Annotated in this window: 9 protein-coding genes; 5 read left to right on the forward strand and 4 right to left on the reverse strand. The window is 61.3% G+C overall.

Annotated elements, in window-relative coordinates; translation table 11 throughout:
• Positions 1–8: 8 nt before the first annotated feature.
• Positions 9–2,414, reverse strand: coding sequence for a maltodextrin phosphorylase (malP, locus tag ACJ8IJ_RS21960; RefSeq protein ID WP_166730414.1), 2,406 nt, complete (start codon positions 2,412–2,414; stop codon positions 9–11).
• 460 nt (positions 2,415–2,874) lie between these two features.
• Here malP and malT point away from each other — a divergent pair, with 460 nt between their 5' ends.
• The 5 genes from malT (at position 2,875) to glpD (ending at position 9,572) form a co-directional block, all read left to right on the forward strand.
• Positions 2,875–5,589, forward strand: a complete 2,715-nt coding sequence (gene malT, locus ACJ8IJ_RS21965) for an HTH-type transcriptional regulator MalT (protein ID WP_442518913.1) — start codon at positions 2,875–2,877, stop codon at positions 5,587–5,589.
• An 82-nt stretch (positions 5,590–5,671) separates the two neighbouring features.
• Complete coding sequence (gene glpE / locus ACJ8IJ_RS21970) at positions 5,672–5,998, forward strand: thiosulfate sulfurtransferase GlpE (RefSeq protein WP_004930790.1); 327 nt, start codon at positions 5,672–5,674, stop codon at positions 5,996–5,998.
• 171 nt (positions 5,999–6,169) lie between these two features.
• On the forward strand, positions 6,170–7,006 hold the full coding sequence (glpG, locus tag ACJ8IJ_RS21975) for a rhomboid family intramembrane serine protease GlpG (RefSeq protein WP_442518914.1): 837 nt from the start codon (positions 6,170–6,172) through the stop codon (positions 7,004–7,006).
• A 51-nt stretch (positions 7,007–7,057) separates the two neighbouring features.
• Complete coding sequence (locus ACJ8IJ_RS21980) at positions 7,058–7,816, forward strand: DeoR/GlpR family transcriptional regulator (RefSeq protein ID WP_004930797.1); 759 nt, start codon at positions 7,058–7,060, stop codon at positions 7,814–7,816.
• Positions 7,817–8,063: 247 nt separating this feature from the next.
• Entirely contained in the window at positions 8,064–9,572 is a 1,509-nt protein-coding gene (gene glpD / locus ACJ8IJ_RS21985) for a glycerol-3-phosphate dehydrogenase (protein WP_131165343.1), read from the forward strand.
• Positions 9,573–9,631: 59 nt separating this feature from the next.
• Here glpD and glgP read toward each other — a convergent pair whose 3' ends face one another.
• The 3 genes from glgP to glgC all read right to left on the reverse strand — a co-directional run bounded on the left by glgP (position 9,632) and on the right by glgC (position 15,065).
• Positions 9,632–12,079 (reverse strand): glycogen phosphorylase, encoded by a 2,448-nt coding sequence (glgP, locus tag ACJ8IJ_RS21990; RefSeq protein WP_004930804.1) that lies wholly within the window; start codon positions 12,077–12,079, stop codon positions 9,632–9,634.
• A 141-nt stretch (positions 12,080–12,220) separates the two neighbouring features.
• Positions 12,221–13,651, reverse strand: coding sequence for a glycogen synthase GlgA (gene glgA, locus ACJ8IJ_RS21995; protein ID WP_004930807.1), 1,431 nt, complete (start codon positions 13,649–13,651; stop codon positions 12,221–12,223).
• 136 nt (positions 13,652–13,787) lie between these two features.
• The gene (gene glgC, locus ACJ8IJ_RS22000) at positions 13,788–15,065 is read right to left on the reverse strand and encodes a glucose-1-phosphate adenylyltransferase (RefSeq protein ID WP_004930810.1); all 1,278 of its coding nucleotides are present in this window, start codon (positions 15,063–15,065) and stop codon (positions 13,788–13,790) included.
• Between the last annotated feature and the right edge of the window lie 9 nt (positions 15,066–15,074).

Raw genomic sequence — 15,074 nt, forward strand, 5'->3', positions numbered from 1 at the left:
CGCTCTCCTTAACGTTTGGCTTGCCAGATACGCTGCTGATAATCGCGGATCGAGCGATCCGAGCTGAACATGCCGACGCGCGCGGTGTTAAGGATAGTCCGCCGCGTCCATTCGTCCCGATCGCGATACAGCTCGTCGACCCGGCGCTGCGCCTGGCAGTACGAGGCAAAGTCCGCCAGCACCAGGTAGGGATCGCCGCCTTCCAGCAGGCTGTGCAGCATCATGTCGAACGCGTGCTTGTCGCCGTGGCTGAAGGCACCGCTCGCCAGCTCGTCCAGAATCGCCTTCAGGTGCTTGTCTTTCTTGCGGTAGCTGAGCGGATCGTAACCCTTCGCCACTATCGCCTTCACCTGCTCCACGGTATTGCCGAAGATAAAGATATTGTCTTCGCCCACCTGCTCGGCGATTTCGACGTTGGCGCCGTCCAGCGTGCCGACCGTCAGCGCGCCGTTCAACGCCAGCTTCATGTTGCCGGTGCCGGAAGCCTCTTTGCCGGCGGTGGAGATCTGTTCGGAGATATCCGCCGCCGGGATCATCAGTTCGGCTACCGACACACGGTAGTCAGGGATGAACGCCACTTTCAGGCGATCCTTCACCAGCGGATCGTTGTTGATCTTCTCGGCCGCCTGATTGATGGCGTAGATGATGTTCTTCGCCAGGTAGTAACCCGGCGCCGCCTTGGCGCCGAACAGGAACACGCGCGGCACGATGTCCAGGTTCGGGTTGTCGCGCAGCTGGCGATACAGCGACAGGATGTGCAGCAGGTTCAGGTGCTGGCGTTTGTACTCGTGCAGGCGTTTGATCTGCACGTCGAAGATCGCGTCCGGGTCGAGCGTCAACCCCATCACACCGTGCACGTACTGGGCCAGCGCCACCTTGTTGTCGCGTTTGATCTGCTGATAACGCTGGCGGAACGCCGCGTCGTCGGCGAATTTCTCCAGCCCGCGCAGCGCGTCGAGATCGTTCGCCCACTCCACCTTCAGCGTCTCATCGATCAGGCCCGACAGCGCCGGGTTGCACTGTTTCAGCCAGCGGCGCGGCGTGATGCCGTTGGTGACGTTATGGAATTTATTCGGCCACAGCTGGTGGTATTCCGGGAACAGATCTTTCACCACCAGATCCGAATGCAGCTGCGCCACGCCGTTGACCGCAAAGCCGCTGACCACGCACAGGTTGGCCATGCGCACCTGCTTGTTGTGGTGCACCGCCAGTTTGGCCCACATCGCCTCGTCGCCCGGCCAGTGCTTATCCACCAGCTTTTTGAACCTGGCGTTGATCTGTTTGATGATGGAGAAATGGCGCGGCAGCAGGCTGCGCACCAATTTTTCATCCCAGCATTCCAGCGCTTCCGGCATCAGGGTGTGGTTGGTATAGGCGAAGGTGTTGCTGGTGATCGCCCAGGCTGCCTCCCACTCCAGCTGGTGCTCGTCCAGCAGAATGCGCAGCATTTCCGGAATGGCGATGGTCGGGTGGGTGTCGTTCAGCTGGATCACTTCGTACTTCGGCAGCTCTTCAATCTTGCGGCCGGCCTGATGGTGCTTGCGCAAAATGTCCGCCACCGAGCAGGCGCACTGGAAATACTGCTGCATCAGGCGCAGGCGCTTGCCGGCCTGATGGTTGTCGTTCGGGTAAAGCACCTTGGTCAGCTTGTCGGCTTCTACGCCCTGCTTCTCCGCCTGCAGGAACTTGCCGTCGTTGAAATCGCTCAGGTTGAACGGATGCTGATGGGTCGCCTGCCACAGGCGCAGCGGCTGCGCCACGCCGTTGCGATACCCCAGCACCGGCAAATCCCAGGCTTCGCCGCGCAGGGTGAAGGCGGGGCGCCACAGTTCGCGGCCGTCGGCCTGCTTTTCCAGCTTGCCGCCGATGCCCACGTCCACCGCCAGCGCGGCGTTGTGACGGAACCACGGATAGCTCTCGCGTTGCCAGTTATCCGGCGCCTCTTGCTGTTGCCCATCGCGGAACGACTGACGGAACAGCCCGTACTGGTAATTCAGCCCATAGCCGGTGGCCGGTTGTTCCACCGTCGCCATCGAGTCGAGGAAACAGGCCGCCAGCCGCCCCAACCCGCCGTTGCCCAGCGCCGGATCGGTTTCCTGCTCCAGCAGATCCGCCAGCTTGACGTTTTGCTCGGCCAGCGCCTGCTCGACGGTGTCGTACCAGCCCAGGTTGATCAGGTTGTTCGCCGTCAGCCGGCCGATCAGAAACTCCATCGAGATGTAGTTTACGTGGCGCAGCGGTTTGGCGCTTTTGCGCGGCGCCGGCTGCGCGGCCAACTGCTCGGCCAGCGCCGCACTGACGGCTTCCCACCATTGATGTTGCGTCATCTGCTGTGCGGAACTGAGGCCGAACCGTTGCCACTGACGGGCGAGCGCCGCCAGAAAAGCATCCTTCTTGAGCGTAGGCTGTGACATAAGGAAAACTCTCTATCCAGTAAGTGGGTCAAATTGCCGCTATCGTGCCGGTGAGAAAGCCTGACGGCATCATCCCGCCTGGGGATTAGCTGGGGAGGAGGATTGGGGCGTAGCTGGAATTGTGATCTCAGGCACTTTTTGACTCCCTTGCAACGATGCAAAAAAGCCCGCCAACGCGTGCGGCGAGCACTGAGAACGTTAACCCTGACGTTAGCACAAGTATTCGCGCTGCTGAAGTTTTGTCCATGGCCGGAAATGCGATCCGCCACCGTATCGCCGTACTCCGACGCCAAACGTAAAAAAGTGTGATCGATAGCAACTTAACTCCAAGCCGATGCGGAAGCTTGTTGCAATACGTTTAGGGTTGGCAGAAGTTAGGGGGAGCTATTAATTACGAACCATAAAATAATTAGCGCCACTCCAATCCCGGCGGGAACCGCGATTTATACCCTGGAATACTATGCTGATCCCATCAAAACTGAGCCGCCCGGTACGGCTGCAAAATACCGTGATCCGCGATCGCCTGCTGGCCAAACTGGCCAGCGCGGGCAACTATCGTCTGACACTGGTCAATTGCCCGGCGGGATACGGGAAAACCACGCTGATCGCCCAATGGGCGGCCGGCAAGGCCGATCTGGGCTGGTATTCCCTGGATGAGAGCGACAACCAGCCGGAGCGTTTCGCCAGCTACCTGATCGCCGCGCTGCAGCAGGCCAGCGGCGGCCGCTGCGTCAAGAGCGAGGCGTTGAGCCAGAAACACCAGTACGCCAGCCTGTCGGCGCTGTTCGCCCAACTGTTTATCGAGCTGGCCGACTGGCATCAACCGCTGTATCTGGTGATCGACGACTATCACCTGATCACCAACGACGCCATCCACGAAGCCATGCGCTTTTTCCTGCGCCATCAGCCGGAAAACCTGACGCTGCTCCTGCTCTCGCGCACCCTGCCGCCGCTCGGCATCGCCAACCTGCGGGTGCGCGACCAGCTGCTGGAAATGGGCACGCAGCAGCTGGCGTTCACCCACCAAGAGGCCAAACAGTTCTTCGATTGCCGTCTGGCGGCGCCAATGGAACAGCAGGACAGCAGCCGCCTGTGCGACGAAGTCGAAGGCTGGGCCACCGCGCTGCAGCTGATCGCGCTGTCGGCCCGCCAATCCGCCTCATCGGCTCAGCTGTCGGCCAAGCGGCTGGCGGGGCTGAACGCCAGTCACCTGTCCGACTATCTGGTGGACGAAGTGCTGGATCATGTCGATGCCGATGCGCGCGCCTTCCTGCTGCGCTGTTCGGTGTTGCGCTCGATGAACGACGCGCTGATCGTGCGGCTGACCGGCGAAGACAACGGCCAGCAACGGCTGGAGGAGCTGGAGCGCCAGGGGCTGTTTATCCACCGCATGGACGACACCGGCGAATGGTTCAACTTCCATCCGCTGTTCGCCTCTTTCCTGCGCCAGCGCTGCCAGTGGGAACTGGCGCTGGAGCTGCCGGGGTTGCACCGCGCCGCCGCCGAGGGCTGGCTGGCGCTGGGGTATCCGGCGGAGGCCATACACCATGCGCTGGCGGCCAGCGACGTCAGCATGCTGCGCGATATCCTGCTGCAACACGCCTGGTCGCTGTTCCACCACAGCGAACTGGCCTTGCTGGAGGAGTGCCTCAACGCGCTGCCTTATGAGCGACTGATCCAAAACCCCAAGCTGGCGCTGCTGCAGGCCTGGCTGGCACAGAGCCAGCACCGCTACAGTGAGGTCAACACCCTGCTGGAGCGCGCCGAGCGCACCATGCGCGAGCAGAAAATCGAGATAGACCAAACGCTGCACGCCGAGTTTGACGCCTTGCGCGCCCAGGTGGCGATCAACGCCGGCAAACCGGAAGAAGCCGAGCGGCTGGCGACCGAAGCGTTGAAATTCCTGCCGCTGTCGAGCTATTACAGCCGCATCGTCACCACCTCGGTGACCGGCGAAGTGCACCACTGCAAGGGCGAACTGGCGCGCGCACTGCCGATGATGCAGCAAACCGAGCAGATGGCGCGTCGTCATCAGGCCAACCATTACGCGCTCTGGGCGCTGCTGCAGCAGAGCGAAATCCTTATCGCCCAAGGCTTCCTGCAGGCCGCTTACGAAACCCAGGACAAGGCGTTCGAACTGATCCGCGAACAGCATCTGGAACAGCTACCGATGCACGAATTCCTGCTGCGCATCCGCGCCCAGATCCTGTGGTCGTGGTCGCGGCTGGACGAGGCGGAAGACGCGGCGCGCGCCGGGCTGAAAATCCTGGCCAACTACCAACCGCAACAGCAGTTGCAGTGCATCGCCATGCTGGCCAAATGCTCGCTGGCGCGCGGCGATCTGGACAACGCCAATACCCATCTGCAGCGCTGCGAAACCCTGCTGCACGGCGCGCACTATCATCGCGACTGGCTGACCAACACCGACAAATCGCGGGTGATCCACTGGCAGATGACCGGCGACACCGCCGCCGCCGCCCAGTGGCTGCGCCACACCGAAAAACCCGGCATGGCGGACAACCACTTCACGCAGGGCCAATGGCGCAACATCGCGCGGGTGCAGATCCTGCTCGGCCAGTATGAAGAGGCCGGCGTGGTGCTGGATGAACTGAACGAAAACGCCCGCCGCCTGCGGCTGGTGAGCGATCTCAACCGCAATCTGCTGCTCAGCAACCAGCTTTACTGGCTGCAAGAGCGCAAAGGCGAAGCGCAGCAGGCGTTGATCGAAGCGCTGTCGCTGGCCAACCGCACCGGCTTTATCAGCCACTTCGTCATCGAGGGCGAAGCGATGGCGCAGCAGCTGCGCCAGCTGATCCAGCTCAACACGCTGCCGGAGCTGGAACAGCATCGCGCCCAGCGTATCTTGCGCGACATCAACCAGCATCATCGGCACAAGTTCGCGCATTTTGACGAGAACTTCGTCGATAAGCTGCTGACCCACCCACAGGTGCCGGAACTGATCCGCACCAGTCCGTTGACCCAACGCGAATGGCAGGTGCTGGGGCTGATCTATTCCGGTTACAGCAACGACCAGATCGCCGGTGAGTTGGATGTAGCGGCCACCACCATCAAGACCCATATCCGCAACCTGTATCAGAAACTGGGCGTGGCTCATCGCCAGGAGGCGGTGCAGCAGGCGCAGCAGCTGCTGAAAATGATGGGGTACGGCGCGTAAAAACCCTGATATCCCTCTGGTCTTAAACGCCGCAGAGTTGGTTACAATAGCGGCGTCCCCCTATTACGAGGCAGTCAGCAGTATGGAACAGTTCGAAGCGATCAACGTTGAGCAGGCGTACACCCGCTGGAAAGAGGGCAGCGCCGCCCTGGTCGACATCCGCGATCCGCAAAGTTTTGAAGCCGGGCATACGCCGGGCGCTTTTCACCTCACCAACGCCACCCTGTCGGCCTTTATGCAGCAAAACGACTTCGAGCGGCCGGTGATGGTGATGTGCTACCACGGCAACAGCAGCCGCAGCGCGGCGCAGTACCTGCTGCACCAGGGGTTCGACGCGGTCTACAGCATCGACGGCGGCTTCGAAGCCTGGGCCCGCCAGTATCCGCAAGACGTGGAAACCTCTGCCTGATCCCCGCTGCCCGCCGTGCGTCGGCGGGCTTCCCCTTCGTTTTTGTGCGCGTTTTCGCGGGTTTTTCGCAGATCCGTTTGCCAGCGCTCAGGATTTCGACGTTATAATCGGCCGTCAGGGTCGCCGGCGAGCAAGCCGCGGCCAAAATCATTCACTTACGACGGAAGAGCAATGGTTAGAGTAATCGCCATATCCAACCCGCGCCTGGCGCTGGCCTTTGTCGACTATATGGCGACCCAGGGCATCCGGCTTGAGCTGCGCAACAGCAGCGAGGCGGCGGAAATCTGGCTGGCCGACGACGGTCACCTCGAGCAGGTGCAACACGAGCTGCAGCAGTTTCTGGCCGATCCGCTCAACCGCCGTTATCAGGCCGCCAGCTGGCAGACCGGCCATACCGACGCCGGCCTGCATTATCAGAGCGAATCCTACCTGCACACCCTGCGCAGCAAGGCCGGGCCGCTGACGCTCGGCGTGATGGTGCTGTGCATCGCGGTCTATATTCTGATGCAGGCGCTGGGCGACGATACCGTGATGTACTGGCTCTCCTGGCCGCAGGACAGCAGCCAATACACCCAGCTGTGGCGCTGGGTCAGCCATGCGTTCCTGCATTTCTCCCTGCTGCATATCCTGTTTAACCTGATGTGGTGGTGGTATCTCGGCGGCCAGATGGAAAAACGCCTCGGCGCCGGCAAGCTGTTCGTGCTGGCGGTGGTGTCGGCGTTCTTCAGCGGCTGGGCGCAATCGCTGTTCAGCGGCGCGCTGTTCGGCGGGCTGTCGGGCGTGGTCTATGCGCTGATGGGCTATGTCTGGCTGTCGGGCGAACGGGCGCCGGAGCGCGGCCTGATGCTGCCGCGCGGCCTGATGGTGTTCTCGGTGCTGTGGCTGGTGGCCGGATATTTCGATATTTTAGGAATGTCGATCGCCAACGCGGCACACGTAGCCGGTTTAGTGTTAGGGTTATTGATGGCATTTTGGGATACGCGTCATCGCGCACACAACGAACAATAACAGCCGGGAGCTATGCCCCAATGGGCATAGCGGGCGTTTTAGGGGATTATCGTGAAGCAAACACAGCGTCATGACGCAATTATCGAGCTGGTGCGCCTGCAGGGTTACGTCAGCACGGAAGAGCTGGTCGAACATTTTGACGTCAGCCCGCAAACGATTCGCCGCGATTTGAATGACCTGGCCGACCAGAACAAGATCCAGCGTCACCACGGCGGCGCGGCGCTGCCTTCCAGCTCGGTCAACGCTGCCTATAACGATCGCAAGGTGATGTGGTCGGAAGAGAAGGCCCGCATCGCGCAGCGCGTCGCCAGCCAGATCCCGGACGGCGCCACGCTGTTCATCGATATCGGCACCACGCCGGAGGCGGTGGCCCATGCGCTGATGAACCACAAGAACCTGCGCGTGGTCACCAACAACCTTAACGTCGCCACCCTGCTGACCGCCAAGGAAGACTTCCGCCTGATCCTGGCCGGCGGTGAAGTGCGCACCCGCGACGGCGGCATCATGGGCGAAGCCACCCTGGACTTCATCTCCCAATTCCGCCTCGATTACGGCATTCTCGGCATCAGCGGCATCGATATGGACGGCTCGCTGCTCGAATTCGACTATCACGAAGTGCGCACCAAACGCGCGATTATCGAAAATTCCCGCTGCGTGATGCTGGTCACCGACCATTCCAAATTCGGCCGCAACGCTATGGTCAACCTGGGCAACATGAACCTGATCGACTACCTGTTTACCGACCAACTGCCGCCGCCGAGCGTGATGAAAATCATCGAACAGTACGACGTGCAGCTGGAGTTGTGCTGATCCGGCCTTAACCTGCGGGGCGCGCCGCCGCCCCGTTTCATCCCTTCAGACTCCCCTCATCGACAGCCGTTTGCGCGCCCGCGCCATATCCATACTGTTTATGTGACTATCATCACCAAACTGTTACCTCTATCACGCCTAAATGTTTTTGTTTGGTTAACTCTTGGCTTGCTTGTTGGTTTTTGATTACAATCATGAGCGAAAACGAACATGAAAGAGCTATTTCGAACATCTGGAGGAAGATGACGTGGAAACCAAAGACTTGATCGTTATCGGTGGCGGCATCAACGGTGCCGGCATCGCGGCGGATGCTGCCGGGCGCGGGCTGTCGGTACTGCTACTGGAAGCGCAAGACTTGGCCTGTGCTACGTCTTCCGCCAGTTCCAAACTGATCCACGGTGGCCTGCGCTACCTGGAACACTACGAATTCCGTCTGGTAAGCGAAGCGCTGGCCGAGCGTGAAGTGCTGCTGAAGCTGGCGCCGCACATCGCGTTCCCGATGCGTTTCCGCCTGCCGCACCAGCCGCACCTGCGTCCGGCCTGGATGATCCGCATCGGCCTGTTCCTGTACGATCACCTGGGCAAACGCACCAGCCTGCCGGGCAGCAAGGGGTTGCGCTTTGGACCAGAGTCGGTGCTGAAGCCTGAACTGAAGCGCGGTTTCGAATATTCCGACTGCTGGGTCGACGATGCTCGCCTGGTGGTGCTGAACGCGCAGGAAGTGGAAAAACGCGGCGGCGAAGTGCGCACCCGCACCAAAGTGACCCGCGCATGGCGTGAAAACGGCCTGTGGATGGTGGAAGCGGTCGATATCGACAGCGGCAAAACCTTCACCTGGCGCGCCAAAGGCCTGGTGAACGCCACCGGCCCGTGGGTGAAAAACTTCTTCGACGACGGCTTGAAGCTGAAATCGCCTTACGGCATCCGCCTGATCAAAGGCAGCCACATCGTGGTGCCGCGCGTGCACGATCAGCCGCAGTCTTACATTCTGCAGAACGAAGACCACCGCATCGTGTTTGTGATCCCGTGGAATGACGAATTCTCCATCATCGGCACCACCGACGTGGAGTACAAAGGCGATCCGAAAGACGTGAAGATCGACGAGAACGAAATCGCTTATCTGCTGAAAGTGTACAACGATCACTTCAAGAAGCAGCTGGGCCGCGACGACATCGTCTGGACTTACTCCGGCGTGCGTCCGCTGTGCGACGACGAATCCGATTCACCGCAGGCGATCACCCGCGATTACACGCTGGACGTGCACGACGAGCAAGGCAAGGCGCCGCTGCTGTCGGTGTTCGGCGGCAAGCTGACCACCTACCGCAAGCTGGCCGAACATGCGATGGAAAAACTGGCCCACTACTACCCAGGCTGCGGCCCGGCGTGGACCAAAAACGCCACGCTGCCGGGCGGTGACATCGATGGCGATCGCGACGGCTACGCGGCCAAACTGCGCCGTGCACACAGCTGGCTGCCGGAAGCCCTGGCGCGCCGCTATGCCCGCACCTACGGCAGCCAGAGCGAGCTGATCCTGGCCGGCGCCAACGGCCTCGCCGATCTGGGCGAAGATTTCGGCCACGGTCTGTATGAAGCCGAGCTGCGCTACCTGACCGAGAAAGAGTGGGTCGTGGAGCTGGACGACGCCATCTGGCGCCGCACCAAGCTGGGCATGTGGCTGGACGAAGCGCAGCAGGCGCGAGTGAAAGCCTGGCTGGCGGAACACGCGAAAACGAAAGCGCTGTCTCTGGCTTCCTGAGCTGCAGCGTAACGAAAAAGGGCCGGTTATCCGGCCCTTTGCTTTTTTCCTCTCTCGCTTTACAGCTTCACCGGCTTAATGTGCCAAATTTCATCCGCGTATTCCTGAATGGTGCGATCGGATGAGAAGTAGCCCATATTGGCGATATTCAGCACCGCGCGCCGCGTCCACTCGTCCTGATTGAGATAGACCTCGTCCACCTTGTCCTGCGTGTCCACATAGCTGCGGTAATCCGCCAACAGCTGATAGTGATCGCCGAGGTTGACCAGCGAGTCGAACAAATTGCCATAGCGTTTCGGCTCTTCCGGGCTGAACACCCCGGTGGCGATCTGCGTCAGCGCCTGATGCAGCTCCGGATCCTGCTCATAGTACTGGCGCGGGTTGTAACCGTTGCGGCGCAGTTCCTCAACCTGCTCGGCGGTATTGCCGAAGATAAAGATATTCTCCTCCCCCACGTGCTCGCGCATCTCGACGTTGGCGCCGTCCAGCGTGCCGATGGTCAGCGCGCCGTTCAGCGCAAACTTCATGTTGCTGGTGCCCGAGGCCTCGGTGCCCGCCAGCGAGATCTGTTCCGACAGATCCGCCGCCGGGATAATGATCTGCGCCAGGCTGACGCCGTAGTTCGGGATGAACACCACCTTCAGTTGGGTATGCACGCGCGGATCGTTGTTGATCACTTTGGCCACGTCGTTGATCAGGCGGATGATCTGCTTGGCGGCATAGTAGGCTGAGGCCGCCTTGCCGGCGAAGATCACCACCCGCGGCACGCGCTCGATGTCAGGGTCAGCCAGCAAACGGTTATACAGCGTGATGACGTGCAGCACGTTGAGCAGCTGCCGTTTGTACTCGTGGATGCGCTTGATTTGCACATCGAACAACGCATCCGGGTTGACCACCACGTTGAGCGTTTTGGCAATGTACAGCGCCAGCCGCTCCTTGTTCTGCCGTTTGGCGCGCTGCACCGCCTGCAGGAAGCTCGGGTAATCGACGTTGGCCTTGATCTCGCTCAGTTGGCTGAGATCGGTGCGCCAGGTTTGACCGATGCAGTCGTCCAGCACCGCCGCCAGCGGCGGATTGGCCAGCGCCAGCCAACGGCGCGGCGTCACCCCGTTGGTTTTGTTGCAGAAACGGGTCGGGAATAGCCGGGCGAAGTCGGCGAACAGCGACTGCACCATCAGTTCGGAATGCAGGGCGGAAACGCCGTTGACCTTGTGGCTGGCCACCACCGCCAGCCACGCCATGCGCACCCGGCGGCCGTTGGTTTCGTCGATGATCGAGACCCGCGCCAGCAGATCGTTGTCGTCCGGCGCCACTTCCTGCACCATCTTGAGGAAGTGATCGTTGATTTCGAAAATCAGCTGCAGGTGGCGCGGCAAGATGCGGCCAATCATATCCAGCGGCCAGGTCTCCAGCGCCTCGCTCATCAGCGTGTGGTTGGTGTAAGAGAACACCTGCTCCACCACTTCCCAGGCGTCGAGCCACTTGAATTTATGCTCGTCGATCAGCCGGTGCATCAGCTCCGGAATCGACAATACCGGGTGGGTGTCGTTGAGGTGAATGGCGATCTTGTCCGCCAGGTTGTCGAAGGTTTTGTGCATCAGCCAATGGCGGTTGAGGATATCCTGCACCGTGGCCGACACCAGGAAATACTCCTGCCGCAGCCGCAGCTCGCGCCCGGACGAGGTCGAATCGTCCGGATAGAGCACGCGCGACACGTTCTCCGAGTGGTTTTTGTCTTCCACCGCCGCGAAGTAATCGCCCTGGTTGAACTTGCCGAGGTTGATCTCATTACTGGCCTGCGCGCCCCACAACCGCAGCGTGTTGGTGGCGTCGGTGTCAAAACCGGGGATCACCTGATCGTAGGCGATGGCCACGACCTCTTCGGTCTCCAGCCAGCGCGCCTTGGCCCCCTCCTGCTGCACGCGGCCGCCGAAGCGCACCTTGTAGCGGGTGTTATGGCGCGGAAACTCCCACGGATTGCCGTACTCCAGCCAGTAGTCCGGCGACTCCATCTGTTGGCCGTTGACGATGTTCTGCTTGAACATGCCGTATTCATAACGAATGCCGTAGCCGCGCCCCGGCAGCGCCAGCGTCGCCAGCGAGTCGAGGAAACAGGCCGCCAGCCGGCCCAGACCGCCGTTACCGAGCCCGGGGTCGTTTTCTTCCTCCAGCAGCTCCGCCAGGTTCAGCCCCATCTCGTTCAGCGCGTTGTCGATATCCTGATAGATGCCCATCGACAGCAGCGCGTTTGATAGGGTGCGGCCGATCAGGAACTCCATCGACAGGTAATACACCTGCCGCACGTCTTGAGACAGCTGGGCGCGGTTGGAACGCAGCCAGCGCTCCACCATGCGATCGCGTACCGCGAACAGCACGGCGTTCAGCCAATCGTGCCGGTTGGCGATGGCCGGATCCTTGCCGACGATAAACATCAGCTTATAGGCGATGGAGTGTTTCAGCGCTTCCACACTGACCGTAGGTGAGGTGTAACTAAACGGTGAAGTCATGGCTTTTTAATCCCTTGTAGGGAGCCCCGCCATTCGCCGCGGAATAGCGGGCTCCGCTGAACATGGACGCGGCACGCCGCGCCCCGACAATCTACCCTTACGGCTGCCCGCCGCGCGTCAACCCGAAACGCGAAACGCAGGCTACAAACGTTGATAAAGCGATAAATACTCTTTCGCCGCCACCGGCCAGCCGAAGTCCACGCTCATGGCGTGGCGCTGAACGTGGCGCCAGTGTTTCGGCCGGCTCCACAGCACCATGGCGCGGCGGATGGCGTTGCCCAGCGCGACAGCGTCGCAATCGTCGAACACGAATCCGCTGGCGGTGCCGTCGGCCAGGTTCTCCAGCGCGCAGTCCACCACCGTGTCCGCCAGCCCGCCGGTACGGCGCACCAGCGGCAGCGTGCCGTATTTCAGGCCGTAGAGCTGGGTCAGGCCGCAGGGCTCGAAGCGGCTCGGCACCAAAATGACGTCGGCGCCGCCGATGATGCGGTGGGAGAAGGATTCGTGATAACCGATCTGCACGCCGACCTGTTCAGGGTAGTCGGCGGCGGCGGCCAGAAACGCCTGTTGCAGCACCGCATCGCCGGCTCCCAGCAGCGCCAGCTGCCCGCCCTGCGCCAGCAGTTCAGGCAACGCCTGCAGCACCAGATCGAGGCCTTTCTGGCTGGTCAATCGGCTCACTACCGCGAACACCGGCAGTGATTCGTCCACCTTCAGCCCCATGGCCTTTTGCAGATGCAGCTTGTTTTTGACCTTGCTTTTCAGATCGTCGGCGTCATAGCGGGCGCTCAGCCGCGGGTCGTGGGCCGGATCCCAAATCTTGTCGTCCACCCCGTTGAGGATGCCGCTCAGTCTGCCCTGCCGCTGCCGCTCCTGCAGCAGCCCCTCCATGCCGTAGCCGAACTCCGGCCGGGTGATCTCACGCGCATAGGTCGGGCTGACGGCGGTCACGTGGTCGGCATAAAACAGCCCGGCCTTGAGGAACGACATCTGGCCGTAGAACTCCAGGCCATAGACGTTGTAGAACGACGCCGGCAGCCACAGCTCGGTCACGTGATGGGCGGAGAACAGCCCTTGATAGGCCAGGTTATGCACCGTGAACACCGAACGCGCCGGGTGGCCGTTGGCGGCCAGATAGGCGCAGCTAAGACCGGCGTGCCAGTCGTGGGCATGCACCAGCTGCGGGCGCCAGTAGCGATCCAGCCCCTTGGCCAGCTCGCAGGCCATCCAGCCCAGCAGCGCAAAGCGGCGGTGGTTGTCGGGGTAGGCATACATGGACTGATCGTGGTACGGGCTGCCCGGCCGGTCATACAGCCAGGGCGCATCGATGAGATAGATGCCCACACCATGGTAGGTGCCGTAACGCAGGCCAACCCGGCCGGCGAACGAGTCGATTTCCGCCACCAGCACGGTGTCGGGTATGCCGTTGCGTACGTCAGGGAAAGCGGGCAATAGCACCCGAACATCGGCGCCTTCGGCGATTTGCGCCGCCGGCAGCGCGCCAACCACGTCTGCGAGTCCGCCCGTTTTCAGCAGGGGGAACATTTCAGAACATACGTGTAAGACCTGCATTATCACTCCTGAAAGTCGGCCGAAGGCCTCTGGATAAGAAATAAAGCAGGCTTGCCGCTGTTATGTGTGCCGCGTTGCGCAAGCCATCGAACCGTTCATCGGGCGGCAGGCTATCGTTCTGCCCCCCCACGTTAACTCACAATTTTGACAACATTTCGCGCGTCACCAGCACGATGCCGCCTTCCGAGCGATAGAAACGCTTGCTGTCCTCATCGGCGTTTTCCCCGATCACCATGCCCTCCGGAATGTGGCAGGCGCGGTCGATGATGCAGCGCCGCAGGCGGCAGGAACGGCCGACGTTCACGTCCGGCAACAATACGGTAGAGTCGATGGTACAGAACGAGTTCACTCGCACGCGCGGGAACAGCACCGAATGCACCACCACCGATCCGGACACGATGCAACCGCCGGACACCAGCGAGTTCATGGTCATGCCGTGGCTGCCGGAGCGATCCTGCACAAACTTGGCCGGCGGCAGCGGTTCCATGTGGGTGCGGATCGGCCAGGCGCGGTCGTACATGTCCAGCTCCGGCGTCACCGACGCCAGATCGAGATTGGCGCGCCAGTAGGCGTCCAGCGTGCCCACGTCGCGCCAGTACGGCGGCAGATCGGGGTTGGACGTCACGCAGGACAAGGTAAACGGATGCGCCCACGCCGCCTGCTGCGCGGTGATTTTCGGGATCAGATCCTTGCCGAAATCGTGGCTGGAGCCGGGGGTCGACATATCCTCTTCCAGCAGCTGGAACAGGTAGGCGGCATTAAAAATATAGATGCCCATGCTGGCCAGCGACATATCCGGGTTGCCCGGCATCGCCGGCGGATCGGCGGGCTTTTCCAGAAACTCGATGATACGGTCGCTTTCATCCACCTTCATCACGCCGAATTCGCCGGCTTCGCTGCGCGGCACCGGCAGGCAGGCCACGGTGCACTGAGCGCCTTTCTCGACGTGATCGATCAGCATGCGCGAATAATCCATCTTGTAGATGTGATCGCCCGCCAGGATCACCACGTATTCGGCCTCGTAGCGGCGGATGATATCCAGGTTCTGGTACACCGCGTCGGCGGTGCCCTTGTACCAATGCTCGGTGCTGAGGCGCTGCTGGGCCGGCAGCAGATCGACGAACTCGTTCATCTCCTCGTTGAGGAACGACCAGCCGCGCTGAATGTGCTGCACCAGCGTGTGCGACTGGTATTGGGTGATCACGCCGATGCGGCGGATGCCGGAGTTCAGGCAGTTCGACAAGGCGAAATCGATGATGCGGAATTTGCCGCCAAAGTGGACGGCGGGCTTGGCGCGGGTGGAGGTCAAATCTTTCAAACGTGAGCCGCGGCCGCCGGCCAGGATCAGCGCTACGGATTTAATCGGCAACTGGCGCGCCAACATCAGGGGGTCTTTATTTTCAAACCTAACCATAGCGGACTC

The organism is Serratia sp. CY40230, from assembly GCF_052168835.1.
GTDB lineage: Bacteria > Pseudomonadota > Gammaproteobacteria > Enterobacterales > Enterobacteriaceae > Serratia > Serratia nematodiphila.

Bases quoted from the DNA above. Each gene is read 5' to 3' on its own strand.
- malP (WP_166730414.1), bottom strand. From the start codon at position 2,414: ATGTCACAGCCTACGCTCAAGAAGGATGCTTTTCTGGCGGCGCTCGCC.
- malT (WP_442518913.1), top strand. From the start codon at position 2,875: ATGCTGATCCCATCAAAACTGAGCCGCCCGGTACGGCTGCAAAATACC.
- glpE (WP_004930790.1), top strand. From the start codon at position 5,672: ATGGAACAGTTCGAAGCGATCAACGTTGAGCAGGCGTACACCCGCTGG.
- glpG (WP_442518914.1), top strand. From the start codon at position 6,170: ATGGTTAGAGTAATCGCCATATCCAACCCGCGCCTGGCGCTGGCCTTT.
- glgP (WP_004930804.1), bottom strand. From the start codon at position 12,079: ATGACTTCACCGTTTAGTTACACCTCACCTACGGTCAGTGTGGAAGCG.
- glgA (WP_004930807.1), bottom strand. From the start codon at position 13,651: ATGCAGGTCTTACACGTATGTTCTGAAATGTTCCCCCTGCTGAAAACG.
- glgC (WP_004930810.1), bottom strand. From the start codon at position 15,065: ATGGTTAGGTTTGAAAATAAAGACCCCCTGATGTTGGCGCGCCAGTTG.